Raw genomic sequence first — 24,940 nt, forward strand, 5'->3', positions numbered from 1 at the left:
CATACGGATATGGAATATTTAAGAAAACACTGGTCGGGCAAAAAAGCTTCGGCACCAATGTTGGAGAAAAAGCACGACAAATATTTTCTGCGTTTTACGTATGCGGAAGAGGTAGCTTTAAACCGGACACCCGTCAAAGAACAAACGATCTGCAGTGTGGATCTCGGCATCAATACGGATGCAGTCTGTACCATCATGCGTCCAGACGGAACTATCCTGGGAAGAAAGTTTATTAACTTTCCCAGTGACAAAGACCGGATGTACCGTGTGCTGGGACGGATCCGAAGATTTCAGAGAGAGCATGGATCCCGCCAGGTGCAGGGAAGATGGGCATATGCAAAACGTCTGAATACAGAACTTGGTAAAAAGATTGCCAGGGAAATCGTTTTCTATGCATCAGAAAATAGGGCAGATGTGATTGTTTTCGAATATCTGGAGATGAAAGGAAAACTTTCCGGGAAGAAAAAGCAGAAACTGCAGATGTGGAGAAAACGGGATATCCAGAAACGATGCGGACAGCAGGCACATAGAAAAGGAATACGGATTTCCCGAATCTGTGCATGGAATACGAGCAGGCTTGCGTTTGACGGATCTGGAAAAATTGACCGTGATATACAGGATCACCGTCTGTGTACCTTTCAGAATGGAAAGAGATATAATTGTGATTTATCTGCATCGTACAATATTGGAGCAAGATATTTTATCCGTGAAAATTTAAAACCCTTACCGGCAACGGAAAGGTCTTTGCTGGAGGCAAAAGTTCCTGCAGTAAAGAGTAGAACCTCATGTGTTTATGCGGATTTGAGAGACTTAATTTCAGAAATGGAACTGCAAAAAGTAGCATAAACACAGGCAGATATACCGTGGACTACCTGTTATGTGGAGACCTGCCGTATCCGGCATGGAAGAAGCGCGTATCCGCGCAAGATCTAAGAAACAGGCGTATCCGCCGATATTTTGTCTGCCGCCTAAAGCGGTTTGAAGCACGTGACTTTAGTCATGTGAGGTTCACTTTCTGGAAACTGCTGGTGATCTTTCTGGAGAGAACCATCATTGCCATTCCGCTGATCGTATTGTTTGCAAATATGATCGGGCTGTAAATACAGGAAAATACAAGATCCCTGATTTGGCACTTTTGTGCTGAATCGGGGATTTTTTGGCGTAAAAACGCAGGTAAAGGATTCGTAGATTGACAAAACAGCCTATTTTCGCCTATTCTGAGACTGTAAAAACGCTCCGCTGGGCAACATGAGGCGGTGCGGGAACAGCAGGAGGAAGGGACACGACGTGGAAGCGAAAGAGTTCGGGCGGTTTATTGCCGGAATGCGAAAAGAGAAAAAGATGACGCAGGCAGAGCTTGCGGAAAAGATTCATGTGACGGATAAAGCCGTCAGCCGGTGGGAGCGGGGGGTTTCACTTAGATAAAGATACCACACCATTCCCACGCTGACTTTTGCTCAACCGATACAGCCGGAGGGCTGGATAACAAGAAAAGGCGGTATGCGCCCCGTGGAGGGGTAGCGTACCGCCTTTCCTTGTGGGGGTTTCCAAAGGGGGCAACGCCCCCATTTGGCACACGACTTTGCGAAGCAAAGTGTAGTGTGTTATACGCTCTGTCGGCGTTGCCGTGAAAATGCCGTTGCCGCCGGGGAGGGCAAGGGCATTTGAAGCGGCAGGAAAACAGGGCTGTGCTTGTGTGGCGTGGAGCCGTAAGCGCAGGTCTGGTTTCAACAGCAGACAGGGCGTATATGAAAGCCCCCGTTCATCGTCCTACGCTCCGACTTGTGGACAAAGTGTCCCGAAGTTGTGGCTACACTCCCGGAAAAGTAACAGGACAGCGGGTAACCGTCAAGGCTGAAATGAACGGGTTTACACCCGGCCTTGACCGCCGCCCGCCGTCCCACTGAATGGGTGGACAAGGCGGTCAATCCCTCAAAGTGCTTGTCCGCGCTCTTTCTGATTTTGAGGTATTCAGTTTTTCAAAATTGAATAATCAAAATAAATTTTTTCGATTGAAAAAATTTTATTTGTTATCATCTTCAATGCCATATTTTTTCTTTTGCCGAATCACATAATTACTGATTTTTTCATCATATAGTGGATACTGGTAATCCAACTGGCATGCCACTTCTGACGAAACCTCCCGGAACAATGCCATACATTGTTCAAAGGATTCCCACATATGGGGATAGGAATCCATATTATAAGTGGACATAAGTCGTTCCCACAATTCCTCTGGGGCATATTGCTTCATAAATTTATAGTTTTTTCCCAAACTGAAATGAAATCCCTGTTTGATACCAATCAGCCAGGAAATCATGCGAAGCAATTCTTTTCGTACTATATCATTCATATGGTCAATAGCAAAAAGAATTTCTTTGCGGCATAAGCCCTTTACTACATATGTTGTAGTATTCCAAAATTCATTACAGCAATCGTCAAACATTCTTTGAGTAGGCTTCTGCAAGTGGTAGTCTATATCCGTTGGTATTGGCGGCTTTACGATACGGTTGTCTTTATCCAACAGTAACTTTACCAGTTTATCCCATGTAAAATACTCGTCTATCAGTTCCAGCGGCAGCAAAGTTAAATCTATCTTAACATCATCAGTAAACAGCATTAAATATGAAAATCCCTTTTCTACAGCTGGAAATAATTCCATATCTTCCGGCTTTTGCAGAATCAACCTTTCACCAAATATATCTAGCCATTTATCATCACTTGTGAAGCTGTCCATATCCGTAACAAAAAAAGTAATATCAAAATCCTGAAAATCATCAGGCGGAATATTTGTATTTGTTCTAGATCCTTCCAAAGTAACCATGCGAATGCGTTTGTCTGTTTTTGCAAAATTCAAAACAATATCATAAACTTCCTTTTCTGATCTCATTTTTATCTCCTCCAATTATTGAAATAGGTGTGAAACCATTTTAGGGCTTTCCCGCCTTGATTACCCTTTAGCAAAGACGGGCGGGACTGTCAACGGCGGCGCATGAAATGCGCCGTTCATCTTGACCGTTGACTGGCTCGGCTGGCTTTGCTATTTTCTCGATGAAAAACAATTTATTCGTACTTATTTCCATCATTGTCATAGTAAACCACATGAATGGAATACTCTTTTTCTGGGTTTTTAATTGAGATAATATCCATATCATCTGTGCTGTATCTCAATGTATCTTGCACTTGTCCATTTATTGTATAAGTGATTTCGGCATACTCTGTTTTAGCACCATTAAACCAAATTAAATCATACCATTCTCCGTTTATTGCAACGCCACCAACAATAATCTCATCACTATTTCGGTTTGTTGATGTACTAAATTTGTAATCTCCATTTCCTGTTGGTTCAAAGATGGCAAGTGTAGATTTATTATCTGCACTATATGCTCCACTCACGATATAACCGCCAAGTTCCAGTTCTTTTGCAATAGTCCATTCATTCCCCTTTGAAATTGCGGTGTTCAGTATGCTTTCTCTGCTGGTAATGGTATCTCCTTTGGGAGTTAAACTAAAGAAATATAAAAAAGCGGCAGCAACGCAAATAACAGTCGCTGAAATTATCAGTAACCATTTTTTCATAACCAATACCTCCATATAATCTGATTTATTATTCTCTTACTTCCGTCCTCGCTGTGGCTTTGGATTTTTCAGCAAGTCCGACTTCTGTGCAATCTTTTTCAGCCACTTCTTTTCTTCCTCGGACAGCTTCTTATAATTCAGTTTGAGCCGCTTGCAGATAAACATCATAGCCGCCTGCTCCGGGTCGCTGTCCGGGCTGGTGGTTTCCTCTGCGGTCTGCAAGAAATCTTCCAGTGGGTTGTCCTCCGGGACACTGAAAAAATCGTCCTTATGGGCTTCCCGCAGGTCGAGGGCTATCTTGTTTATATCCTGCTGTATCACATAGCGGCAAAAGCTGTCGTCGTCAATATGGGCGGCGATAAGCTGCCTTAACTGCGGGTCAGTCAAGCCGGGATTGTGCTGTTTCATAATCGTTGCACTCACAGCGTCCACAATGGCGTTTGCGCTCTGCACCTGCTTTCCCGCTACGCCGTTCACATAGATTTCAAGGTCGGCCATGAGCCGGGGAAAATCCGGGTGGGTCGCCAGTTCACACAAAAGAGAATTGTCCACCAGCCCGCTTTTCAATAGTTCAATCATATCATCACTCAAATGCAGGTCTGCAAGATCGGCGTTTGGGTGATTTCTTGTTTGAGAACGGCCCAGCAGATAGTCGGCGGTCACGCCGTAAAACTTTGCCAGCTTGATAAGGGCATAGTGGCTGATGTCCTTGAAGTTGTCCCCCTCATAACTGCCTAAAGCAGACTTGGAGAGGTGGGTCTGCTCCGCAAGCTGTTCCAGCGTCAAGCCGCGCTCCACACGCAGGTCTTTTAGTCGTTCTTGAATAGTTAGGGCCATACTCTCCCTCCCTCTGTCCTCTGTTCTAAAATATCATCCAATCTTACCACGACTTTTTGATTTCTCTTAATAAAGCAACCGTAATATCTTTGGCAATACTTGATGCTTTTGCACAGTTTTTGTCAAAATTATCAACTCCGCTGTGTTTTTCAGTATCGGTCACACACCGAATGGCGATAAACGGTATGTCATTTGCATAGCAGACATGAGCGATACTGGCAGTTTCCATGTCAACCGTCAAGGGAGCAAATTCATCGTTTATTTTTTGCCGGCTCTCATCGGTTATAAACGATTCTCCCGTTACCATACGGCCCCAAACTACCTTTCCAGAAGTTGAAAGCTTGTCAACAGCAGACTTTGACATATCTATCAGCTTTGGGTCTGCCACAAAAAACACAGAATTCATCCACGGATGAAATTCCGTTAAAATGTCTGGCGCTACATCGTGGTAACAAACTTCTGTGGAGATAACTGTATCGAATATTTCAAGTTCTGGCTCCATACCGCCCGCTGTCCCTGAATTGATAATTATATCCACGCAAAATACATCTATCAAAAGCTGAGCGGCTATGGCGGCATTTACTTTGCACACGCCGGAAAACAGGGCGACAACTTCTACACTATCAATCTGTCCAGCATGGAATTTCAGCATAGCTTTTTCCGTTATCTTACAGTTGCTTATCAAGGGCAAAAATGGGGCGAGTTCTTCGTCACCCGCACATAAAATTCCGATTTTCATAGATTATTGTCCTCCTATGGCTTGAAAGCCAATTTTTATGTTTATTATACCACAATTCCGAAAGCGTGGAAATAGCCTGTTTTTTAGGCCAATTTCCTACCTTTCGGATATACGGGACGGGCGGTCATTTAGGTGTAGACTTAGGGTAGTTCATCGATGGACAGCACCTTGAAAACAGAATGACCGTCCGAAAAGGGATACCCCGGCTGGGGAAGCACCGCAAGGAGCCGGACTTCGGGACAAAATGTCCCGAAGTATGGGGAGCGTGCCAAAGCTGGAAATCCTTTCGGGGAAAACGGCAACGGAAAACAAGATGGAGGGAACGCATGATAGATAACCCCTATAAAGACTTGCCGCCACTGGAACGCAGGCCGGACGGTTCCCTTTACCGCATGACACCGGCGCAGAGAAAACAGGCGGCCAGCCTGATACGCCGGGAGTGTTGTTGCTGTGAGGACGGCAACTGCATTGTCCTTGATGATGGGGACACCTGCACCTGCCCGCAGACGATTTCTTTCTCGGTCTGCTGTAAGTGGTTCCGCTGGGCGGTCTTGCCGCTGGACGGAACGCTGGAAGCGGAGATTTTCCGAGATAAGGACTTGAAATGCTGTGCGGTCTGCGGCGGCGTGTTCGTCCCCAAATCCAACCGGGCAAAATACTGCCCCGGCTGTGCCGTCAGAGTTCACAGGCGGCAGAAAACAGAAAGTGAACGGAAAAGGAGGTCTGCTGTGGACAGTTAGGAGCGAAAAAAGCCTTGATTTATCAGGCTCCGCAAGCCCCAAACCGGGGCAGGTGGTATAAAGTATCGTCCGCCCCGGAAAACGGGCTTTTAACCGTCCACAAAACGCACTATGACAAATACCATCTATATCCATCAGCCGGAAAAGGCGTTCAGCTTCACCCGGCTCCCCAATTTCCTCTTTGAAGCCCCTACATTCAAGCCCCTGTCCAACGAGGCAAAGGTTCTGTACGCCTTTATCCTGCGCCGGACAGAGTTATCCCGCAAGAATGGGTGGGCGGATGACTGCGGACGGATTTTCCTGTATTACCCCATCTGTGAAGTGGTTGACCTGCTCCACTGTGGGCGGCAGAAAGCGGTGAACACCCTGCGGGAACTGCAATACGCCGGACTGGTGGAAATCCAGAAGCAGGGCTGTGGAAAGCCCAACCGCATTTTCCCAAAATCCTATGAAGTGGTTCCAAACACCGACTTCAAGAAATCCCGTTCTGGTACGCCGGAGGACTGAAAACCGTACTTATGAAGTGCGGAAATCAATCTTGAGAAGTACGAAAACCAGACGGTATATAGAAATACAAAGATTAAAATGATTTATTTATATCCATTCCATTCCTATCGTATCAGAGATAATTCCGGCGGGATTTTCCCTGTGGAAAACCCCGGATAGGAAAGGAATGGGGAAAGGAGCAGAATGGCACAACACGCAATTTTGCGGTTTGAGAAGCATAAGGGCAACCCGGCAAGGCCGCTGGAAGCCCATCACGAAAGACAGAAAGAACAATACGCCAGCAACCCCGACATTGACACAAGCCGGAGCAAATACAATTTCTATATCGTCAAGCCGGAGGGACGCTATTACCACTTCATTCAGAGCCGTATCGAGCAGGCCGGATGCCGGACAAGGAAAGACAGTACACGGTTTGTCGATACGCTGATAACCGCCAGCCCGGAGTTTTTCAAGGGGAAATCCCCAAAGGAGATACAGGCGTTCTTCCAAAGGGCGGCAGATTTCCTCATTGGCCGGGTAGGACGGGAAAATATCGTGTCGGCGGTGGTACACATGGACGAGAAAACGCCCCACCTGCATTTGACCTTTGTTCCGCTGACAAAGGACAACCGCCTGTGCGCTAAGGAGATTATCGGCAACCGGGCAAACCTGACGAAGTGGCAGGACGATTTTCACGCCTATATGGTGGAGAAATATCCCGACTTGGAGCGTGGGGAGAGTGCCAGCAAGACAGGCCGGAAGCATATCCCCACCCGGCTTTTCAAACAGGCGGTTTCCCTCTCCAAACAGGCCAGAGCCATTGAAGCCGCCCTTGACGGCATTAACCCGCTGAACGCCGGAAAGAAAAAAGAGGAAGCCCTCTCCATGCTGAAAAAGTGGTTCCCGCAGATGGAGAACTTCTCCGGGCAGTTGAAAAAGTACAAGGTCACAATCAATGACCTGCTGGAAGAAAACAAAAAGCTGGAAGCAAGGGCAAAGGCCAGTGAGCAAGGCAAGATGAAAGACCGCATGGAACGGGCAACGCTGGAAAGCGAATTACACAATCTCCGCAATTTCGTTGACCGTATCCCGCCGGAAGTGCTGGCGCAGGTGAAACGGCAGCAGCGGCACACAGTAAAGGAAAGGTGATAGATATAAGCAGAAATTTTCGCCGCCCCTGTGCGGCATTGTACCTTGAAAACTGAATATGGAGGACACTGGATGGCAAAAAGCGAAAGCGATATTTTTACGCCCCGGACAGGGCAGGTCATACAAACAGAGAACGGCACGCAGTATTTTGTATGTGGGAACAACCGTATAAAAATCTCCGAACACTTCGCCGCAGGCGGGAAGCCCCTCGGTGATCTGATTGTAGATGTGGTGCGGCATACCGCAGAAAAAGCCGCTTCAACCTGATAGCCCATCATTGATAACACGCCCACGCTTATGATATAATTGCCATAGAGCAAAAGTATTGTAAACATCGGTGTACAAGGGGTACAAACAAGATAAAATAGAAATGAGGGGCGATAGAGCGGAAATGTCAGATTTTCCACTCTATCTGAACACGGTCGCTGGTGGCCTTGATCGTAGAGATCAAACCATCGGCGGCTTTTCTTTTGTCGTCAAAATCTATACTGTCCCAGTTGTCGAGATAATAGGATAACTTCTTTATCTGCTGGGGAGAGATGGTTTCAACGCTCAATTCGGCGATTGCCTTTGAAATGGTCTGGCGTCGGGTGTCCAGTTCTTCAATTTTTTTGTTGGCGTAGGCAAGCAAGGTCGCATTGGCTCCGGTCAGCGTATCCAGCAACTTTTCAATTTCTGCCTCCACCTGTGCCAGTTCCACTTGATAGGCTGTCAGTTTCGGATTGACTTTTTCCTCCCTGCCGTGGAGTATCTGAAAGTCTTTGAACTTCTCCTGCATGGCCGAGAAAATGAATTGCTCAAATTCTTCTTTGCGGATTTTCCCGCAGCCCGGACAGCCTTTGTTTTCCGTCCGTTTGGTACAGCGGAAATATCCGGTGCTGTTTGGTACATGGGTGGCTTTCAGAGCATACCCACAATGCCCGCATTTGATTTTTCCGGCCAGCCAAGTATTTTTCGGTTTCCGTCCCTGCTGGAATGTGGTATTTGCCATAAGTTTTTTCCGGCATTTAAGCCATGTGTCAGAGGAAATGAGTGCTTCGTGGGGAGCAATAACAAGTATCTGGTCTTTTAAGCACCTGTCCTTGTCCTCCTTCACATCCCGCCCCTGATAGAGATAGCAGCCGTTTGTTCCGGCAAAGTCGGAAGCGTCATTGACAATCGCTGCGCCCTGACTCTTGAAAAATTCGTACAGCTCCAAATCGGCCTGTGCGTAAACGGGGTTTCTTAAAAGCTGGGAAAGAAATGTACGGAACATGGATTTTCCATAAATTTTTATGTCATGTTCCTCGAAGTATCGGGTAATATCTCCGAAGGAGGTTTCCGGTTCAGCGTACATTTCAAACATCAGCCGTACATGGTCGGCGGCTACGGGGTCGGCAACCATTTTCTTTGTGCGGATACCCTCTACCACAGTAGGCTCTAACTGATAACCGTATGGCGCCTGCCCGCTCATGTGGAAGCCTTTCAGGCACCGGGAATAGTAGGCGTCTGTGACACGCTTCTGAATTGTCTCACGTTCAAGCTGGGCGAATACAATGCAGATATTCAGCATGGCCCGGCCCATCGGGGTCGAAGTATCAAACTTTTCCGTGGAGGATACAAACTCCACATCGTACTCTTGAAACAGCTCCATCATCGTTGCAAAGTCCAGAATAGAGCGGCTTATACGGTCCAGCTTGTACACGATGACCCGCCGGACCTTTCCTTTGCGGATCTCGCCCAGCAGCTTTTGAAACTCCGGTCTGTCCGTATTCTTACCGGAATACCCTTTGTCCTTGAATACCCGGCAGCTCCCGCCTTTCAATTCATACTTGCAAAAGTCGATCTGACTTTCAATGCTGATACTGTCCTTGCGGTCTACTGACTGTCTTGCGTAAATACAATCTTCTCTGATAAATTCCATATTGGGCTCCTTTCCTTGTTGGAATGGAGCTACCAACCTTACAACTATATTATACCATCAGCAGCCCCGGACAACAATGTTGCGAATGATTAGGGAAATCTGTCCCCATATTTACTGAACACCTCATAAAGACAACGCTCAATTTCTTTTTTGCGCTGTTCTTTCTCCTTCGGGGGAAGTACCGGCGTGAGGCTTTCCAGCACAATGATCTTCCCTTGAAATGCGACAGACTTTGTTTCTCGTTCATAAGTGACAGCTTGCGTCATTGAAAACCTCCTTTGCGAAAGTGCGTGTATATGCCAGCCTTTCCCACTTGTCCCGTGGGGAAATGTCAAAAGACGGCACCCAGCAGGTGCCGCCCTTTGAGCTTTCTCCACTTCGGGTCAATGTGGCCCGAGGTCAGTAAGGACTGGAAAGGTACTTTTCTTTGGCGTCCTCCACGCTGTTGAGGTCGAATACTTCATAAAGCTGCCCCACAACACGCCGTATATCCTTCTTTGAAAATCCGCAGTCCTCCATTGCCATAATGACATAACCACGGCAGGCGTCATTGCTCCATTCGTCCGGTTCCAAGCCGGGGATCATTCCAAACGCATTTCCCATAAAGTGCTCCTTTTTTGAAAAGATGGGGAGCCGCGCCGGATCGGTTGGCCTATCATCAGACAGCATTGCCGGGGACTCCCCATAGGTTTTCACTTCATTTCAGACACATCGGACGGACATAGGCTTCATGCCCCATAGTATTTCAACTCTCCCCATTCTGATGGCAAGGCGTTCTCATTGCCTGCGACGGCTCACGGCTTGCAAGGCCGCTTCAACGCTCGGACTGTGACTAAACGCAAGTATCCGGGTTCTGCGCCTGTTCCGGTGGAGCCAGCCTTGCCCCACCTATGGCATGGACCTGTTCGCTCGCTCAGTTTTACAAAGACTGTATTCTTTGAAATCTGAGGTCATGGCGGGTCTGTCACACAGCGCGTTCCCCTTCGTATCCGGGTGTCTTTTTATTCAATTTTCAATCTGCATGAGGCTTGTCTGAACCTCGGGCCATTGTGACCCGAAGTGTTTTGCCTCTCATAAGCCATTTCATTTTCCGGCCTAAATCGGTACGCCTTACAAAGAATTTTTCAAATTTTTTTCTAAGCGCCGCAGACCTCGCTCGATTGCGACACGAACTACTTTTTCATGGACGCCCTCTGCCCGGGCAATGTCCTGTTTGGTCATGCCGAGAATGAAATGAGCATAAATCCGTTTTGCCTGTTTGTCCGGCAGACTGGAAATCGCTGCGTGAAGCTCCTGCATGGTCACTTTCCGCTCATACAGTTCATGGGGAGATAAGGCGACAAAGACAGCTTCATGCTCCAGCCCGTCATCCCGATCAAGGGAATAGTAGGCTTTGTGGCGGTATGTACGCAGCCGGTAGGCAGCCTCTTTACGATCAAACTCTTTGAACATTTCTGCAACTTCTTCCGATACTTCCATGAAGCAATCCGATGTATAGAATGGGTAATAGTCCCGCAAATTGATAATAGCCATATTGACCTCCGTTTCGGTGTTGGGTGTTGACAAGTGATCGAAACGAAGGCCGGAGGAGAACGGCACCGGGGCTGGACTTCGGGCCAAATTGGCCCGAAGCAAAGCAAAAGAAATGCGCCCGCACAGCAAGACGCTATGCAGACGCATGAAATTGCATTATCATAATTGTACTGATATATTGTACCTTCATAGCCAGACTGTCCCGGAGGGGGAGCTATGCTTTTTTTAGCTGGTGAAGGTCATGGGAATTGTGAGAAAGTAAGATGGACACGGCGACACCCTCCTATGGGCCGCCGTGGGGTTACTGAATATCCAAAGAGAAACGGCGGCTCTGAAAATTGAGCCGCCGTTTCAAATAGGCGTATTGATAGGCTGCTGTACGACGGCTTTTTTTCTTTTGCCGTCGTGCGGCAGTCTTTACTCTTGAATTACGCTACAAGTACCAGAACTGGAAAACGCTTATTTTTACTTCAGTTAGCTGGATCTTTCAAAGAAATCGCATACACCGTATTGAGCTGTAATGGATAGCTCTCTGCAATGTTACCATCGTAATAGACAATGACTTCATCACCAATGTTGAAATCAACCATGTCATCTTTGTTCTCTGCATCCAAAGAAACATCGCAATATGCTCCGTAAGGGTAAGCGTCTGTCTGGATGGAAATAAGTATGGAGTTGTTATAAACTTCTTCCACAACGCCGGTAATGCTGGACTCATTCTTTATGATGTCGTCCATAGAACGCCCACAGCCAACAAGACTTAATACACAAAACAATGTTAAAATGAGTGATAGAATCTTTTTCATACAGGTCACCTCCGTCTTTTGCCATCGCTCGGCTGATTATGAAAGCAGAAATTATTCCTGCGAGGTGTAATCTTCTCCAATAGGATTATTCTTTAGCATGAGTGATTGTGCATCTGTTTCAGATATTTCTTTAATTTCTGAAATTTGATGGTTGCCATCCCTTGAAATAGTAACACATACTCCATTTTCTTCATCAGTGTAAACAACAGCCTGTTCACTGTCCAATAATATCTTAATTCTCTGATTATTATAATACCAACCGCCGCTCTGCTCGTTGTAGGTAATGCCATAGTCTGCATAGTCTTTAAGCCAAAGTTGGGGAGTAGATTCTCCCTTTTGTACAGTACTCAATGATGTATCAGTGGGATTAAAGTTATTATGCTTTTGGGTATGACGGTCATAATTTTCTTTGGAACACTCTTTAATACCAACAAGGTTATTTTCTTCGTCCCGGTCTGCCTCAATATCCACCGTTCCAGAAAAGAAATTCGTGAAACTCGCTCCAGCTATGGGGTCATTAAAAAATCTCACTACATTCCCATTATAGGTAAAATAATAATTCTCCTGATCATAGCTCAAGCCGTAAGGTTCATATATGGAGTAGTCCACACTTCCACCAGGCAGTTCTGCTGTAGTAGAATCGTTCGCCGCATTTTCCGTATCAGAAACGGTTTGTGCCTGATAGGAAACATTTTTCGTAGTGTTGTTATCGGAAGGAATATTCACTGATGAACTACACCCAGCTCCCCCCCACACAAGCAATGCACTTCCGAGAGCTAATGTAAGTAGTTTTTTTGTGCTCATAAAATAAACACCATCCTTTCTTTGAATATATATAAAGGATACCACTACCTTTTGTGATACATTTGGGATTAGTTTGTGATTTATGTGTAGTTGAAAAGCGGCGGGTTGATTACCCACCGCTTTTCCATATCTTTCAAATTATAAAAGAGAACTTTACCCCAGCTTGCGTATTGCAAACCGTACATTCACTTCCATACTGGTGTAGTATTTCCTGCACAATATACAGTCCAAGTCCACTTCCTCCAGTCTTTCGGCTTCTTGACTGCTCCACGCGATAGAACGCATCAAACAATCTGGGAATACTATTTTCTGGTATATGCACCCCTGCATTTTCAACAGAAAATACTATCTGCTCATGTTTCATAAGTACGGAAATCCAAATATCCGCTCTTTGTGGGGAATACTTGATTGCGTTTCCAATTAGATTTGAAAAAACCTTTTCTACCAACATCTTATTTCCGTTTATGAAAGCAGATGGCAGTATATCAAGGTGTATTTGTAAATCTTTTTCTGCAATCAAATCCGCTGTTTCGTTCAGATAGGCTTTGATAATTTGCACACAATCCAAGTGGTCTTTCTTGAAATCGGCCCCCGCAGTTTCTAACCGCGAAATTGTCAATATATCTTGCACCATTGTTTCAAGCGTGTTTGTAATTTCCAGCGACCTTGTCAAGTATCTTTCATGGTCTTTATAGGGTCCAATACCAAGGAGCATGCCCTCTAATTGCCCTTTGATAATCGTGATAGGCGTTTTCAATTCGTGAGACACCGCTGAAAAGAAATTCGTGCGAGCTTGTTCTAATGCCTTTTCATGTTCTATATCAAGTTCCAGTTTTCTATTTGCTGCCTGTAAGTCATTCAAAGTTACATTGAGCTTCTGCGATAAATAGTTAAGGCTCTTTGCCAATATTCCCAGTTCGTCAGTCCGTTGTTCATCTAATTGCCATTCAAATTGTAATTCGGACATTTCTTTAGAAATACGGCTTATTTTCAGTACGGGTTTAGTAATAAGGTGTGAAAAAATCCAACCAGTAACCAGTGATACGCAAAACACTATAAATGCAAGTAACGGAAACACTTTTTGAAATGCTCTTTGCAGTTCTGCTACTTGCCCCGCCGCTCCATAAACAACTAAAGTGTAGTTTGTATTTTTGCCAAGAAATGAAACCGTATAACTATTGGATATAATAGGTGCATTATTATCTTCATTTCCCCAAGCCTTTGTTTCTATAACAACATCATTATCAGCACTTCGTTCCGTTGGAAGATTTATTCTATTACCATTTTCTTCAAACAGTTCCATTCGGTCTACATTCTGATAATCAAGAAAGTTATCAAAAATACCCCCTGTTTCTTCCATGGGCATTTGCGATATTTCTGAAATGAATATTTTTGTTTGTTCATCTAATGTTGCATTAAGGGTATTAGAATATGTTTTCGGGGTGTACCAAGCTAAAATCAAGTAAACCAGAAAGCTCACCCCTGTCAATAGGATAGCAGTAGTGATAAAAACTTTTATAAACAGACTGCCTTTAATTTTCTTTATCAACTTTATATCCCACCCCTCTGATCGTTTGAATGAAATCTATCCCCAGCTTCTTGCGTAAGTTTTTGATATGGGTATCAACAACTCGCTCATCCCCATAAAAATCAAATCGCCACAGCTTATCTAATAAGTTCTGGCGGGTCAATATCCGGCCTTGATGGGTCAGCAGTTCCCGCAATATTTCAAACTCTTTTTGCGTCAGTTCAAAATCAGATCCATCCACGGTGGCGGCATAACTATCACAGTTCAAAAGTAAATTGCCATAAGTGATGATTTGAGGCTTTTCATCTTCTCCCCGCTTGCTACGCCGAAGTACAGCTGCAATTTTGCGAAGTAAGATTGGCATAGAAAAAGGCTTTGTAATATAGTCATCCACCTGCAAATCCAATCCCCTGATTTGATCTTCCTCACCGCTCAATGCAGTCAGCATAATAATGGGAACATCCGATTGCTTTCGTATCAACTCACAGACACCATAACCGTCAATTTTGGGAAGCAAAATGTCCAATATAATCAAGTCATATCGTTGCCCCGAAAACAAAGATAGTGCCTCGATGCCATCATTTGCAGTAGCCACTTCATATCCTGCTTCTTGCAAAAAATTCTGTAAAAGTTCTTGAATATCAAAATCGTCCTCAACGACTAAAATCCTTTGCATAATAACACCTCCAAAGATAGCGTATCATAGATTTTTGTGATTAAAGTGTAGTTTTCAAATTTTCTTTCTGTTATTATACCTTGTCCGTGTAACATCGGCAACCTTGCCGACGGGCAATAAAATACTACCAAAACATAAAATTGTGTTTCGTTCTCATAGTCAAACCCGAAATGTAAAATAATATAGGGGTGATATGAGAATGTACCAAGACACCAGACGGCTTGACTTCCACGCATTAGGCCGGGAGATCAAGCGCAAGAGAGAGGCGAAAGGCTGGACACAGGAATACCTTGCACAGCTCGTAGACCGTACCCCTCGTTCCATCATGTATTTTGAGAACCGGGGCCAGCATCCAAGCCTGAACACCTTTTACCAAATCGTCACCCTGTTGGATATTTCCGTAGACCAGTTCTTTTATCCTGACAGGCAGAACGGCGAAAGCGACTGCCGCCAACATATTGACAGGCTGCTCAATACAATGGACGAAAAGGAATTGACGGTCATGGAGGCCACAGCAGAGGGACTACAAAAAGCCAGAGAAACGGAGGTCAAGTAAAAAGGGCCTTCGTTTTTCTTGTTTTTGGGGACTTTCCGGGGGTGCCGCTAAATGGCAAGCAATGCCTCTGTGGCCACAAGTGGCACAAAGGCGGCTTGTTGGGGCTCGCCCCAAACCCGTATCTTCGGGCCAACATGGCCCGAAGTGTCAGCGTCGCTTTGCTCCTTATTTTCATAACCTTAACGCTCCTTTTCCTGCTTTCTTCCCGGCTCGGTGTAGCCCATCAGAGTGTCAATGTTCGCCTTGATCGTGACGAGCTCCTGCATATCCCGTCGTGCCTTCTGGTATTCTCCATAGAGCTGTTTTTTCTTTGCTGTGAGCTTGCGGCCTTCCTCCTTCAGCACATCCATTTTAGGGAGCTTCGCCCCGCCCAGCAGAGAGCGCATTTCCGCTTGTGCAGCCCGGTACAGTTCAAGGTCGGCCTCATGCTCCGCAAGGAATTTCCGGCTGTACTTCGTCGCCTTATACTGCTCAAAGACTGGGCGGGTTTTGGCATACTGAACCGTTGCGGCCTTTAGCCCGGCATTGGTTTTCATGGCCTGTTCCGTCTGCTTGACCTGTTCGGAAATAACATGGAAACGGTCTGCCGCCTCGGTGGCTTTCTTCGCCAACTGCTCATAATCGGTCAGGTTATTGTCCTGTATATAGGCAAGAGCGGCGGCCATCTGCTTAATGTTAAATACCTTCGCCCAGCGTTCATATCCCGGCCCCTTACCGGCAGCCAGCTTTGCTTGAATATCCACCGCCAGACTGATTTTCCGCTCCGAGCGCCCGGGGCGTTTTTCTTTGCCCTCAATGGCGGACAGAACATCTTGCAAGTCGTAGCCGTCCCCCAGCGTGGAGGCACGCAGACGGGTGAAGCGTTCCTGTCCCTGCCCGGTCAGCCGGAAGCTGATACCGCCGCCCCGAACCGTCTTGACCTCATACCCGGCCCGCTTCATCAAATTGAGAAATTCGTCCAGATCAGCGGGGCGTTCCGCCAGCGCAGTATCAATAGCAAGGCGCAGTCGGTCCTGATAGGAAAGCGGCCCTTTCCGGTCTTTCTGCCACTCCCCATAGTTCCGATACTTGCTCTTGCTCCGGGGCTTCGGGTTCTCCACGATGGACAGCCCGTTTTCAAGGCACAGCCTGTCAGAGAGCCGCCGAAGGGCGAAGCTGGAGCCCCAAAAATTTCGGAATTTCCGGGTGCAGTCAAGGGTGGTGGAGTTGTAATAAATGTGACAATGGATGTGCTGCTTATCGGTGTGCGTGGTAACGATAAAAGCGTGCCGCCCCTTTGTCCAGCGCATAGCCAGCTCATAGCCGATACGGTTCGCCTCCTTCGGGGTGATCTCGCCCGGATAGAAGGATTGTCGTATCTGATAGCACAGCACATTATTTTCTTTCTTCTGTTCCCGGCCCGTCATAGCGGCATAGCTGGCCTTTGCCAAAAGGAACTCGTCCGCCACGGTGGCCGGATCACATTCATAAGCGGAGATATACTTTCCGCTTTCTGTTTTCTCCGGGTCCTTGCCATAGTCCAGACAATCCCGGATAGCCTCAGCAATCGTTTCGCCTTCGCCCGCATGGCGCTGTAACAAAGTTGTGGTAGCCAAAAATCATTCCTCCTTTCCATGAGAAAGGGGCGGCCCATTCAGACCGCCCCGACTTCGGGCCAGTATGGCCCGAGGCTGCTTAACTTGCCAGAAACCGGTACAGAGCGGATTTGCCTCCGTCCAGCGCCCAAAGAAGGGAGCCCGCCGCCGCTTGCAGTCCATACGGCGAAAGAATGAAGGCAAGAAACAGAAATACAATCCCGCCTATGGGCGTCGGCGTGAAAAAGAGAGCGACACCCAGCACCGCCAGGATCACAGAGGCAATCGTCAGCAGGACGGCACAAATATCAAACAGGAACACCAGCAGAGCCGCCAAAAGGGACAACGCTAAAGCAAAGGGAGCAACCAATATTTTCAGCAGTATTTTCATCTTCAAAACCTCCTTTATCTATCCTTCCTACCTCTATTTTATCATGCCTGCCCGGGGACATAAATGTTGCGAAAGATTAGTAAATCCTGTCCCAAACCTTCGGGTCATACTGGCCCGAAGTGGTAAAAAAAGAGCAGGGCGGCAAGCCCCGCAACGGAAGCCTGCCGCCCTCGTCTTACTTTGCCACCAGCTCGGAGAGCTCCCGCAGCACCTTTGACACCTCGCCCCACAGCTTTTCATAGTCCCGCTTCAATCCGTCGATTTCCTCCGGGTACACGCCATAGGTATGTGCGTGTATGGCAACCTGATTGAGATTGTTAGAACAGCGCCGTTGCAGAGAGATCAGCTCTTTTACGGGCGCAAGGTCGATGTGCAGGATATACCCATTCAGAGCCATTTTCCGTACATAAGCCCCGGCGTTGGAAATGCCCACCTCAGCCATCCGTTCATGGATGGCTGCCAGCTCGTCCGGCGTTACCATGACGTGCAGATGGACATTCCGCTTGCGGTTCTCCATCAGCGTTCCAGCTCCCGGCCTTTCCGGCACTCTTTGGGTTCCTTTACCTTATCAAGCGGTTTTGCGTCCAGCTCCGGGGGCGTGGGTGGGATGGGCGTGTTGTTGGGTACGCCGTCGATCATGTTGCAGTTCTGCTCTGTGGAGAGCTCGGCGGTTTTCAGATAGTTGTCTTTTTCGTGCATGGCGATCCTCCTTTATCGTTCCTCATGGTTTTTATGGCTCCGCTTCTGGCCGGGCTCCTTCGGGGGTTCCTGCCCTCTGGTTCCTTCTTTGAGCCGGGCGGTAATGGATGGGCGCACCCGGTCAGGATTGCCCGGTGCTGGTTTCAGCTCATAATCCTCCATCTGCTTTTCGGTCAGCGGCTTTGCGTAGGTCAGTTCGCCCCATGCCATCAGCCTGCCGTCTGCCACAGGACGCCGCCTGTCATCATCGTAGTTGACGATGGAAAGAGGCTGGTTATCCGGCGGCTTCGGGTAAGTTCCTATGTCCACGGGCCGCTGGGTGGAATAATAGCGGTAAACGCCCTCCGGTCCCAGCTCGGTATGCTTGACCGCCGCATGGTAAAACTGCTGATAGTCGTCCACCCGGCGGTCAAAGTCCCTCTGCGCCCACGCCTGACTGGTTCCATAGCGGCCCCAGTAGTAATCCCGATGGCCGTTTTCCCCCTCGGTAAACTGCCAGGTCACAAAGGGGCTCGGCGCTCCCGGATTATGCCCCAGCGCAAAGCCGTGTCCGGTTTCAAAGGTGGCAGCTTTCAAAATTACATATCCTTGTACTGTCTCCAAGAGATTCCTCCTTTCTGTGCCTCGGGCCAACATGACCCGAAGTGCTGGATGTTACGAAATAAGAGGGCAGACCGGGGAGGAATGTAATAAGATATTCCCACCCCGGAAACACCCTCAAAAAAGCCCGGAATGTCAAGCCTTTGGAGGCGGCAAATCGTAACAGCCGCCCGGCCTTTTCTCCCGCATCTTCCTCATGCGTTCCCGGCTTTTCCGTCGGTTCCCTTCGGCCTTGCAGGCGTCGGAGCAGTAGGCTTGACGCCCCTCGGGCAAAAATGCCTTTCCGCAGACCGCACAGGCCCGCAGTTCCGGGGAGATTCCTTCCGTTGTCAGCGCCGCTTGAAGCTCCGGGTTAAGGGGCAGGACAGCCTCACGGAAGTAACGGCAGTACGCCCCTGTCCAGCACTTGTGCAGCATATAGCAGGCACAGTCAAGAGGAAGGCACAGGCCGCTTTCCCGGTCATAGTTGGCGCACATCCCCGTGACCAGAGTGCGGATTTTCTTCTTCTCGTCACGGGTCAGCTCCCGGGCGTCCATTTATGACTTCGGGCCACGATGGCCCGAAGGGCGGGGCTCCACGATCAGCGCCCGGAACTTCTTCCGGCACTGTTTTTTCTTTCCTTTGCACTCCTTGTAATAACGGCATCCCTTACAAGGGTCGTCATTGTCCCAGCCGGGGTGCGGTACTTCCTTCATCATTCGTTCAAAAGGGCTGCTTGTAAAATTCATTCTCATTCCTCCGTATCTTCCTCCCATGGCGGGGTATCTTCGTCCTCGGGTTCCTCTGCGATCTCCTCCAGCTCCCCGTCCTCATATTCGCAGTAATCATCTTCCAAATCCGGGGCTTCATGCTTCGGCTTGTAAATCTTGAAATAGTAACCAATTCCACCGCCGGCCAGCACCACCGCACCGATCAGGAGCAGAGAGAGAAGGGGACTGTCCTTTTTCTCCGGCTTGGGTTCCGGTACTTCCTCCACCGATTCGGTGGGCTTTGGCTCTGGCTCAGGGGTCACTTCTTTGGGCGGTTCCTTACCCTGTTCAGCAAGAGGCAGAAGGTCGTCTGTGGTAACGGTATTGAGGAAATAGACGTTCTCGCTGGTTTTCTGTTTGTCGATCACCAGATAAAACACGCTCTCGTCTGCTGTGGTGATGGTGTAGAACTCCTTTCCATCCTCGTCGGTGGCGTTGTCCACCACGGTTCCCGTCCCGTCCGGGGTAAAGGGGTTCTGGGTTTCCGGCTCTGCTTCGGTTTCTGCCGGGGAGGGAGCTGTCTCCGGCTGCGGCTCGCTGCTCTGTGCATAAGCCGGGACTGTAAAGATCAGGCAACACAAAAGGCTGGCAGCCATCGCCGCCAGCCTGCGAAATTTAGTTTTCTTCATGGGCCGTGTCCTCCTTTTCGGGTGCCTCCGGCTTCGGGTCAGTATGGCCCGAAGCGGTAAGGTTGTTTTTGGGGTCATTCAGAAAAGCCATAAGCTGGGCGGGCGTCAATTTGAGGGAGCGCACCGCCTGCACGATCTGGCTGTTTTCTTCCTCCTGTTTCTGCTTTTCCAGCTCCCGGATTTTGGCCTGCCACTCGGCAGCCTTCTCCCGGGCTTTTTCCAGTTCCTTATCGAGCTTGTCGATCTTGTTCATGCAAGGACTCCTTTCCTCTGGCTCACAAACGCCCGAAGGCATAGAAATGTGTCTGCCAGTAGCTTGAATTGATGTTTGCGTATTGGATGGGCGAACCACAATGAAGCATCATCCCGTCGCCCACATAAATCCCCACATGGGACACAGGGCCGGGGCTGTCATAGGTTCCCGTGAAAAAGATAATGTCGCCGGGCTTTGCCTCGGAGGGGGAAATGATAGCGCACTGGTTATAAATGCCCTGCGCCGTGGTACGGGGCAGGTTGTGGACGCCGCTGGCCGTGTACACCCAGCAGACAAAGCCCGAACAGTCAAAGGAGGTGGACGGGCTGGAGCCGCCCCACACATAGGGCCAGCCGATGTACTTTGTGGCTTCTTCCATGAGCGCCGCAAAAGCCGGGTCATCCAGCGCCTCGCCGGGTATCTCATAGCTGGGGCCGGTATCTTCGCCGCCGTTGTAAATCCCTTCCCACAGATAGGGTTTGTTGCCTTTGAGCTGCTGCATAACGGTGTAGATTTCCCGCTGCTGTTCGTTAAGCCTCGGCAGGATCACGGCGGGCAGCGTCTTGTTTGTGAGGGTCACATTGAGAATGTAATACTCATAGGGGACTTCCTCAGTGGTGGTTTCCCCTGTCTCCGGGTCGGTGCTGGTTTCGGTGCGGTAGCGTATCTCGACTTCCTCCGTCAAGGTCAGCTCATACTGTGCCTCAAAGATTTCTCGCAGTTCGTCCTGCACCTGTTCCCGGAAATAGACATGGTACTTTGCCGAGAGATAGGACGCCAGCTCATAGGGGTTATGGCCGATCTCGTCCACGGAATAGCGGTACTCGTCATAGCCGGGATGGGTGCTTTCGATGTTTGCCACCGTCTGCGCCAGCTCGTTTTCCAACGCTGTGTAGTCCTCGTCCACCCCCAGCAGGTTCGTATCCTCCGAGGCGTAGGAGGTGCCGGATAACGCATTGGCAAGGCCGCTGCCAAGCGTGGGAAAGATGGAGCTTACCGCCGACACAAGAAAACAGAGCAGCAACAGCAGGAGCAGGACCAGCACCGCCACGGGATGACGGGTCACAAACTGCGCCGCCCGACGGGTCGCAGTTCCCGAAGCGGCAGCGGTTTTCTTTGCGGCCTTTGCACCCTGTTTTGCAGCCGCCTTTGCCTCTTTGGAATACCGGCGTTTCAGTTTCCATTTCTGCTGCACACGGGAAAGCGGATTGCTGGTAAGCTCCGGGTGCTCGGAGGCCATCTTCTGAAAATCCACATTGGCCCGGGCTTTTATGTCCTTCCGTTCCCACTTTGCCACCTTCCGGGCCGGGTGTTCCTGCCAGCGGCGTTTGGCATAGCGGGTCAGTTTCCGGGTCCCGGCCTCTGCGGCCAGCTCGGATTTATGGGCTCCTTCCACACCCACATTTTCATGCTCGACCTCGTGTATCTTGTTGTGGACATAGAACCATGCTTCTGTACGGGCTCCCCGGACTGCCTTTTTTGCAAGCCCCGGCGGCTTCTTCGCTGCCCGTTTTGCCTCGGTCTTGTCCAGTTTCTCCCGGGCCTTTCCCAGCTTTCCCCCGGCGTGTTCCGCTTTTGCCTGTGCTTTCTGGTACTTGTCCTTTTTGCTCCCGGCCTTCTCGGCGGAGCCCTCCGGCTCCTGTGCCTTGCCGGTATCCTGCGGCCCGCCCGTTTCATCCTCCTGCCTCATGCGGTCAGAGGGACGGCTTTTCCGGCTGTCCTCTTGAAACTTGCCGCTTTTGGACTTCGGGCCATCGTGGCCCGAAGGACTGTCCTGCCCGGTATCCTCGTCCTCAAACCGCAGGCGTCGGGATGGTGCGGGGGAAGGCCCTTCCCGTTCAGCCGGTCCGGGGCGATTGCCCCCGGTATCCTCCGTCGGCCCCGGCCTTTGAAAATTCTGTTTGTCCGGTTTCTTTCCGATGATGTATCCCTCCTTTCCAAACCTCGGGCCATCATGGCCCGAAGTGCGTTATGCCCGGTTCATTTCCTGTTTTTTGTCCTCCGGGCGGGTGGTCATAATGGCGTACAGCTCTGTGTTCTGCGGGAAGCGGTCAACAAACGGGATGGTGGTGTTCCCGAAGAACAGCAGCCCTTCGCCGGAATTGGTATGGGTCACATAGGAAAGCTGGTGGGGGCTGATCCCAAGCTGTTTGGCTAAAATCTGCCGGTCCCCCTGTGCCTGCGAGAGCAGCACAAGGAAGTCCGAGTTTTCAAAGATGTTCTCAATCTCCGGGCTTGCCAGAAAATCCTTTACGTTCTGCGTTAAAGCACTGGGAACGCACCCCTTTTTTCGCAGCATTTTCCAGATCGCCACACAATAGCTTGCCGTCAGACGGTCACGGAGCAGCACATGAAATTCGTCGAAGTAGCACCATGTAGCGATACCGCGCAGGAAATTCATGGACACCTGCGAGTTTACCAAGTCCTGCATAATGAGCATGGCAATCGTCCGAAGCCCGGCCCCCAGCTTTTTTAAGTCAAGGCATACCAGACGGCGGTTTAAGTCCACATTGGTTTCATGGTTGAACACGTTAAGGGAACCCGACACATAGATTTCAAGGGCAGTTGCCAGCCGTACCGCCTCGCCCTCCGGCTGGGAACAGAGCAGGTCATACAGGGTTTGGAGGGTCGGCATTTTGCTTGTTTCCGGGTTTTGCAAGTGTTCCCGGTACATCTGGCGTACACAGCGATCAATGACGGTCCGCTCCACCGGCTGCAAGCCATCCTTGCCGCCGACGATCAGCTCCATCAGCGACAGGATAAAGTCGGCTTTCAGCGCCATCGGGTTTTCCTCGTCAAAGCTCAGGTCAATGTCCATCGGGTTGATGTGGTGGGGGCTGTCCGGGGCGATCTCGATGACCTGTCCGCCCAGCCGCTTGATAAGGGGCGAATATTCGCCCATCGGGTCAACCACAATGATCCGGTCACGGGTGGCAAGGAACACGTTCACAAGCTCCCGCTTTGCGGCAAAGGATTTGCCGGAGCCCGGCACGCCGAGGAACAGGCCGTTGGGGTTTTTGAGCTTTTTCCTGTTTGCCATGATGACGTTATGGGAAAGTGCGTTGAGCCCGTAATAGACGGCTTCGCCATCCATGCGGAGCTCCTGCGTCATAAAGGGAACGAAAATGGCCGTGGAGCTGGTCGTCATGCCACGCTTGATCTCAATGCCGTTATGACCCAGCGGAAGGCTGGAAAGAAAACCGTCCTCCTGCTGGAAGTCCAGCCGCTTCAAGGTGCAGTTGTATTTCTGGACGATACCCGACACCGTGAACAGGTCATTGTCCAGCTCCCGGCGGGTCGGGGCCATGTTTACCACAAGGAAGGTCAGCAGGAACATTCTTTCATTCCGGCTCTGTAAATCTTCCAGAAGGGTCTTTGCGTCGTTGCTGTACGTTACAAGGTCGGGCGGAAGTATGTCCATGTCGTACCCTGACCGGGCTGCCTTCTTTTGTTCCTCCACCTTCATCTTGTCAATGTCGGAGACTTTGGCCTTGATGGATTTTACGGCGGCGGCCTGATCGACGGTTTGGATATGGAGAGTGATGGTCATTTCCGCATCCATTTCCAAAAGCTCCGCCAGCAACTTGTCCGAGAGTTCTGAGGCCAAAATCTGCAAGTAGGAGGCAGCGCCCCAAGTCGTCCCCACCCGGAACAGACGGCTGAAACGAAAATCGAAACTGTCCGGGGCGATAAAGTCTTTGGTGGAAAGCCCGGTTTTGGGGATCATATCCCATGAAAACCGGAAGGGGGAGCCGCTGCCGGGGTGGAGCTGCCCGTGAAGAAGCTCCAGCCGTTCCAGCCCCGAAAGGGAGCGGCACTTGACGCCCAGCTTTTTGAAGTTCCCGCAAATGTCCGCCTCTACACGTTCCAGCCTTGCCCTGGCGGTGGAAAGGTCGTCCACGTTCACACCGAAGGTCAGGAGCTTTGTGCGAACAATGCCGTTGTTGCTTTTGGCGATCTGGTTTTCCAGCATTTCCACATACTCACACCGGACGCTGTTGTAATCATCGTCCTGCATGGGGATGTTCACGCTGTACCGGCTGCCCGGGCGGCTCCGGTGGTTGAGGAAGGAAAGCTGGAACGGAAGGCTGCTATCAAAGTAGTTGAGGCAGGCGCTCCATCCGTCAAAGATGGCCGCCTGATCTTCGGACTGTGCGAGCTGGTAGTTGATGTCCTCGTATTCAATGGTCTTGGTGTAATAGCGGTCCACTACCCGGCACACCCCGTCCCGGTACATTTCCCGGTAAGGGAGGGTCTGCTGGGCGGTGGTGGGAATGTTCTTTCCCTTTGTGAACAGGCCGAGAAGGCCCTGCTTTTCAGGCTTTCTGCCTGCGGGCTTTCCGGCCCTTCTGCTGTTTTGCAATCGGCTGCGCCTCCTTTCTGGCGCTAAGCAGCGCATAGAAGTTTTCGGTTTTGTAAGGCCGCACACGGGGATAGAGGAACCGGGTGCGGATGATGTTTTTCAGCACTTTTTCCAGCGGCAGACCGTCTCGTTCATACATAGCCAGAAAGAAGAACGGGAGCATGAGGCCGATCATCAGGAACATGGCGGCACTGTTCCCGATACTGCCACGGGAAAACAGGTAAGCCGGGAGGCCCACCGCCGCCGCGCTGGAAAAACAAACAAGCTGGCGCTTCGTTAGGTTGAAGGCCAGCTTTGTCTTGATTTTGGAAAGGTCTTTTGGTACTGGCACATAGGCCATTTTGG

The 24,940-nt window shown here is 49.5% G+C and carries 32 protein-coding genes and 1 pseudogene; 9 read left to right on the top strand and 24 right to left on the bottom strand.

The features are described 5' to 3' along the window. The 4 genes and pseudogenes from DW743_RS18550 to DW743_RS18555 form a co-directional block, all read left to right on the top strand. Positions 1-846 (top strand): annotated as a pseudogene (locus tag DW743_RS18550) (IS200/IS605 family element transposase accessory protein TnpB); the annotation flags it as partial. 17 nt (positions 847-863) lie between these two features. Next, positions 864-1,100 carry a hypothetical protein gene (locus DW743_RS15785; protein ID WP_117762113.1) on the top strand — a complete coding sequence of 79 codons (237 nt, stop codon included), beginning with the start codon at positions 864-866 and terminating at the stop codon, positions 1,098-1,100. Between the two features lie 187 nt (positions 1,101-1,287). Then, on the top strand, positions 1,288-1,425 hold the full coding sequence (locus DW743_RS15790) for a helix-turn-helix domain-containing protein (protein WP_117762114.1): 138 nt from the start codon (positions 1,288-1,290) through the stop codon (positions 1,423-1,425). Between the two features lie 239 nt (positions 1,426-1,664). Beyond that, positions 1,665-1,907 (top strand): hypothetical protein, encoded by a 243-nt coding sequence (locus DW743_RS18555; RefSeq protein WP_044919546.1) that lies wholly within the window; start codon positions 1,665-1,667, stop codon positions 1,905-1,907. Between the two features lie 116 nt (positions 1,908-2,023). On the opposite strand, the gene ant(6) is transcribed toward DW743_RS18555, so the two are convergent. The 4 genes from ant(6) to DW743_RS15820 all read right to left on the bottom strand — a co-directional run bounded on the left by ant(6) (position 2,024) and on the right by DW743_RS15820 (position 5,155). Beyond that, entirely contained in the window at positions 2,024-2,890 is an 867-nt protein-coding gene (ant(6), locus tag DW743_RS15805) for an aminoglycoside 6-adenylyltransferase (RefSeq protein WP_006426509.1), read from the bottom strand. A 173-nt stretch (positions 2,891-3,063) separates the two neighbouring features. Next, complete coding sequence (locus tag DW743_RS15810; protein WP_015541387.1) at positions 3,064-3,579, bottom strand: hypothetical protein; 516 nt, start codon at positions 3,577-3,579, stop codon at positions 3,064-3,066. 36 nt (positions 3,580-3,615) lie between these two features. Continuing rightward, positions 3,616-4,416: a helix-turn-helix domain-containing protein gene (locus tag DW743_RS15815; RefSeq protein WP_117762115.1), complete on the bottom strand. Its 801-nt coding sequence runs from the start codon at positions 4,414-4,416 to the stop codon at positions 3,616-3,618. Positions 4,417-4,459: 43 nt separating this feature from the next. Further along, positions 4,460-5,155 (bottom strand): 5'-methylthioadenosine/adenosylhomocysteine nucleosidase, encoded by a 696-nt coding sequence (locus tag DW743_RS15820; RefSeq protein ID WP_006426512.1) that lies wholly within the window; start codon positions 5,153-5,155, stop codon positions 4,460-4,462. A 326-nt stretch (positions 5,156-5,481) separates the two neighbouring features. Between DW743_RS15820 and DW743_RS15825 the strand changes: the two genes are divergently transcribed. The 4 genes from DW743_RS15825 (at position 5,482) to DW743_RS15840 (ending at position 7,797) form a co-directional block, all read left to right on the top strand. Beyond that, complete coding sequence (locus DW743_RS15825; RefSeq protein WP_117762116.1) at positions 5,482-5,895, top strand: cysteine-rich VLP domain-containing protein; 414 nt, start codon at positions 5,482-5,484, stop codon at positions 5,893-5,895. Positions 5,896-6,006: 111 nt separating this feature from the next. After that, positions 6,007-6,402, top strand: a complete 396-nt coding sequence (locus DW743_RS15830) for a replication initiator protein A (RefSeq protein WP_117762117.1) — start codon at positions 6,007-6,009, stop codon at positions 6,400-6,402. Positions 6,403-6,585: 183 nt separating this feature from the next. Continuing rightward, positions 6,586-7,530, top strand: coding sequence for a MobV family relaxase (gene mobV, locus DW743_RS15835; RefSeq protein WP_117762118.1), 945 nt, complete (start codon positions 6,586-6,588; stop codon positions 7,528-7,530). Positions 7,531-7,602: 72 nt separating this feature from the next. Next, a complete protein-coding gene (locus tag DW743_RS15840; RefSeq protein WP_015536347.1) occupies positions 7,603-7,797 on the top strand; it encodes a hypothetical protein in 195 nt (64 codons plus the stop codon). A gap of 127 nt (positions 7,798-7,924) precedes the next feature. Here the strand turns inward: DW743_RS15840 and DW743_RS15845 are convergent, their stop codons facing one another. From DW743_RS15845 to DW743_RS15875, 8 genes are all read right to left on the bottom strand, one after another. Next, a complete protein-coding gene (locus tag DW743_RS15845) occupies positions 7,925-9,433 on the bottom strand; it encodes a recombinase family protein (RefSeq protein ID WP_005927564.1) in 1,509 nt (502 codons plus the stop codon). Between the two features lie 89 nt (positions 9,434-9,522). Further along, positions 9,523-9,699: a hypothetical protein gene (locus DW743_RS18185; RefSeq protein WP_015553872.1), complete on the bottom strand. Its 177-nt coding sequence runs from the start codon at positions 9,697-9,699 to the stop codon at positions 9,523-9,525. A 133-nt stretch (positions 9,700-9,832) separates the two neighbouring features. After that, positions 9,833-10,036: a hypothetical protein gene (locus DW743_RS15850; protein ID WP_117851693.1), complete on the bottom strand. Its 204-nt coding sequence runs from the start codon at positions 10,034-10,036 to the stop codon at positions 9,833-9,835. A 507-nt stretch (positions 10,037-10,543) separates the two neighbouring features. Then, positions 10,544-10,966, bottom strand: coding sequence for an RNA polymerase sigma factor (locus DW743_RS15855; protein ID WP_117762120.1), 423 nt, complete (start codon positions 10,964-10,966; stop codon positions 10,544-10,546). A gap of 470 nt (positions 10,967-11,436) precedes the next feature. After that, a complete protein-coding gene (locus tag DW743_RS15860) occupies positions 11,437-11,772 on the bottom strand; it encodes a hypothetical protein (RefSeq protein ID WP_117762121.1) in 336 nt (111 codons plus the stop codon). Positions 11,773-11,823: 51 nt separating this feature from the next. Then, entirely contained in the window at positions 11,824-12,576 is a 753-nt protein-coding gene (locus DW743_RS15865) for a hypothetical protein (RefSeq protein ID WP_147345118.1), read from the bottom strand. Between the two features lie 133 nt (positions 12,577-12,709). Beyond that, positions 12,710-14,125: a HAMP domain-containing sensor histidine kinase gene (locus DW743_RS15870; protein ID WP_117465012.1), complete on the bottom strand. Its 1,416-nt coding sequence runs from the start codon at positions 14,123-14,125 to the stop codon at positions 12,710-12,712. Next, entirely contained in the window at positions 14,109-14,780 is a 672-nt protein-coding gene (locus tag DW743_RS15875; protein ID WP_117465011.1) for a response regulator transcription factor, read from the bottom strand. The genes DW743_RS15870 and DW743_RS15875 overlap by 17 nt, the downstream gene beginning before the upstream one ends. A 199-nt stretch (positions 14,781-14,979) precedes the next feature. Between DW743_RS15875 and DW743_RS15880 the strand changes: the two genes are divergently transcribed. Then, positions 14,980-15,336: a helix-turn-helix transcriptional regulator gene (locus DW743_RS15880; protein WP_025579572.1), complete on the top strand. Its 357-nt coding sequence runs from the start codon at positions 14,980-14,982 to the stop codon at positions 15,334-15,336. Positions 15,337-15,515: 179 nt separating this feature from the next. Here DW743_RS15880 and DW743_RS15885 read toward each other — a convergent pair whose 3' ends face one another. From DW743_RS15885 to DW743_RS15945, 12 genes are all read right to left on the bottom strand, one after another. Continuing rightward, the gene (locus DW743_RS15885) at positions 15,516-16,931 is read right to left on the bottom strand and encodes a relaxase/mobilization nuclease domain-containing protein (RefSeq protein WP_117762123.1); all 1,416 of its coding nucleotides are present in this window, start codon (positions 16,929-16,931) and stop codon (positions 15,516-15,518) included. Between the two features lie 79 nt (positions 16,932-17,010). Then, positions 17,011-17,301, bottom strand: a complete 291-nt coding sequence (locus DW743_RS15890; protein WP_117762124.1) for a CD1845 family protein — start codon at positions 17,299-17,301, stop codon at positions 17,011-17,013. A 175-nt stretch (positions 17,302-17,476) separates the two neighbouring features. Next, entirely contained in the window at positions 17,477-17,818 is a 342-nt protein-coding gene (locus DW743_RS15895; protein WP_015564333.1) for a plasmid mobilization protein, read from the bottom strand. Next, positions 17,818-18,000, bottom strand: coding sequence for a DUF4316 domain-containing protein (locus tag DW743_RS15900; protein WP_117762125.1), 183 nt, complete (start codon positions 17,998-18,000; stop codon positions 17,818-17,820). The genes DW743_RS15895 and DW743_RS15900 overlap by 1 nt, the downstream gene beginning before the upstream one ends. A 12-nt stretch (positions 18,001-18,012) precedes the next feature. Further along, complete coding sequence (locus DW743_RS15905; RefSeq protein WP_243004599.1) at positions 18,013-18,603, bottom strand: hypothetical protein; 591 nt, start codon at positions 18,601-18,603, stop codon at positions 18,013-18,015. A gap of 132 nt (positions 18,604-18,735) precedes the next feature. After that, positions 18,736-19,137 (bottom strand): cysteine-rich VLP protein, encoded by a 402-nt coding sequence (locus DW743_RS15910; protein WP_055650129.1) that lies wholly within the window; start codon positions 19,135-19,137, stop codon positions 18,736-18,738. Next, on the bottom strand, positions 19,138-19,329 hold the full coding sequence (locus DW743_RS15915; protein WP_003500082.1) for a hypothetical protein: 192 nt from the start codon (positions 19,327-19,329) through the stop codon (positions 19,138-19,140). Positions 19,330-19,331: 2 nt separating this feature from the next. Then, complete coding sequence (locus DW743_RS15920) at positions 19,332-19,979, bottom strand: DUF4366 domain-containing protein (RefSeq protein WP_117762127.1); 648 nt, start codon at positions 19,977-19,979, stop codon at positions 19,332-19,334. Beyond that, a complete protein-coding gene (locus tag DW743_RS15925) occupies positions 19,966-20,232 on the bottom strand; it encodes a DUF4315 family protein (RefSeq protein WP_117762128.1) in 267 nt (88 codons plus the stop codon). The genes DW743_RS15920 and DW743_RS15925 overlap by 14 nt, the downstream gene beginning before the upstream one ends. Positions 20,233-20,254: 22 nt before the next feature. Next, positions 20,255-21,922, bottom strand: coding sequence for a C40 family peptidase (locus DW743_RS15930; RefSeq protein ID WP_117762129.1), 1,668 nt, complete (start codon positions 21,920-21,922; stop codon positions 20,255-20,257). A 279-nt stretch (positions 21,923-22,201) separates the two neighbouring features. After that, entirely contained in the window at positions 22,202-24,631 is a 2,430-nt protein-coding gene (locus DW743_RS15940) for a VirB4-like conjugal transfer ATPase, CD1110 family (RefSeq protein WP_416388111.1), read from the bottom strand. Further along, positions 24,549-24,935 carry a PrgI family protein gene (locus tag DW743_RS15945; protein WP_003500106.1) on the bottom strand — a complete coding sequence of 129 codons (387 nt, stop codon included), beginning with the start codon at positions 24,933-24,935 and terminating at the stop codon, positions 24,549-24,551. Before DW743_RS15945 ends, DW743_RS15940 begins: the two co-directional genes overlap by 83 nt. Between the last annotated feature and the right edge of the window lie 5 nt (positions 24,936-24,940).

Origin of the sequence: Blautia sp. AM28-27 (assembly GCF_003480905.1) — a bacterium.
In the GTDB taxonomy this organism is placed as follows: domain Bacteria; phylum Bacillota; class Clostridia; order Lachnospirales; family Lachnospiraceae; genus Fusicatenibacter; species Fusicatenibacter saccharivorans.

Coding starts and splice junctions, on each gene's coding strand:
- DW743_RS15915 (WP_003500082.1), bottom strand. CDS start 19,329: ATGAATTTTACAAGCAGCCCTTTTGAACGAATGATGAAGGAAGTACCG.
- DW743_RS15940 (WP_416388111.1), bottom strand. CDS start 24,631: ATGCGCTGCTTAGCGCCAGAAAGGAGGCGCAGCCGATTGCAAAACAGC.
- DW743_RS15890 (WP_117762124.1), bottom strand. CDS start 17,301: ATGAAAATACTGCTGAAAATATTGGTTGCTCCCTTTGCTTTAGCGTTG.
- DW743_RS15875 (WP_117465011.1), bottom strand. CDS start 14,780: ATGCAAAGGATTTTAGTCGTTGAGGACGATTTTGATATTCAAGAACTT.
- DW743_RS15815 (WP_117762115.1), bottom strand. CDS start 4,416: ATGGCCCTAACTATTCAAGAACGACTAAAAGACCTGCGTGTGGAGCGC.
- DW743_RS15930 (WP_117762129.1), bottom strand. CDS start 21,922: ATGAGGCAGGAGGATGAAACGGGCGGGCCGCAGGATACCGGCAAGGCA.
- DW743_RS15850 (WP_117851693.1), bottom strand. CDS start 10,036: ATGGGAAATGCGTTTGGAATGATCCCCGGCTTGGAACCGGACGAATGG.
- DW743_RS15825 (WP_117762116.1), top strand. CDS start 5,482: ATGATAGATAACCCCTATAAAGACTTGCCGCCACTGGAACGCAGGCCG.
- DW743_RS15945 (WP_003500106.1), bottom strand. CDS start 24,935: ATGGCCTATGTGCCAGTACCAAAAGACCTTTCCAAAATCAAGACAAAG.
- DW743_RS15925 (WP_117762128.1), bottom strand. CDS start 20,232: ATGAACAAGATCGACAAGCTCGATAAGGAACTGGAAAAAGCCCGGGAG.
- DW743_RS15920 (WP_117762127.1), bottom strand. CDS start 19,979: ATGAAGAAAACTAAATTTCGCAGGCTGGCGGCGATGGCTGCCAGCCTT.
- mobV (WP_117762118.1), top strand. CDS start 6,586: ATGGCACAACACGCAATTTTGCGGTTTGAGAAGCATAAGGGCAACCCG.
- DW743_RS15865 (WP_147345118.1), bottom strand. CDS start 12,576: ATGAGCACAAAAAAACTACTTACATTAGCTCTCGGAAGTGCATTGCTT.
- DW743_RS15880 (WP_025579572.1), top strand. CDS start 14,980: ATGTACCAAGACACCAGACGGCTTGACTTCCACGCATTAGGCCGGGAG.
- DW743_RS15895 (WP_015564333.1), bottom strand. CDS start 17,818: ATGGAGAACCGCAAGCGGAATGTCCATCTGCACGTCATGGTAACGCCG.
- DW743_RS15900 (WP_117762125.1), bottom strand. CDS start 18,000: ATGCACGAAAAAGACAACTATCTGAAAACCGCCGAGCTCTCCACAGAG.
- DW743_RS15910 (WP_055650129.1), bottom strand. CDS start 19,137: ATGGACGCCCGGGAGCTGACCCGTGACGAGAAGAAGAAAATCCGCACT.
- DW743_RS15860 (WP_117762121.1), bottom strand. CDS start 11,772: ATGAAAAAGATTCTATCACTCATTTTAACATTGTTTTGTGTATTAAGT.
- DW743_RS15845 (WP_005927564.1), bottom strand. CDS start 9,433: ATGGAATTTATCAGAGAAGATTGTATTTACGCAAGACAGTCAGTAGAC.
- DW743_RS15820 (WP_006426512.1), bottom strand. CDS start 5,155: ATGAAAATCGGAATTTTATGTGCGGGTGACGAAGAACTCGCCCCATTT.
- DW743_RS15830 (WP_117762117.1), top strand. CDS start 6,007: ATGACAAATACCATCTATATCCATCAGCCGGAAAAGGCGTTCAGCTTC.
- DW743_RS18185 (WP_015553872.1), bottom strand. CDS start 9,699: ATGACGCAAGCTGTCACTTATGAACGAGAAACAAAGTCTGTCGCATTT.
- DW743_RS15855 (WP_117762120.1), bottom strand. CDS start 10,966: ATGGCTATTATCAATTTGCGGGACTATTACCCATTCTATACATCGGAT.
- DW743_RS15840 (WP_015536347.1), top strand. CDS start 7,603: ATGGCAAAAAGCGAAAGCGATATTTTTACGCCCCGGACAGGGCAGGTC.
- DW743_RS15810 (WP_015541387.1), bottom strand. CDS start 3,579: ATGAAAAAATGGTTACTGATAATTTCAGCGACTGTTATTTGCGTTGCT.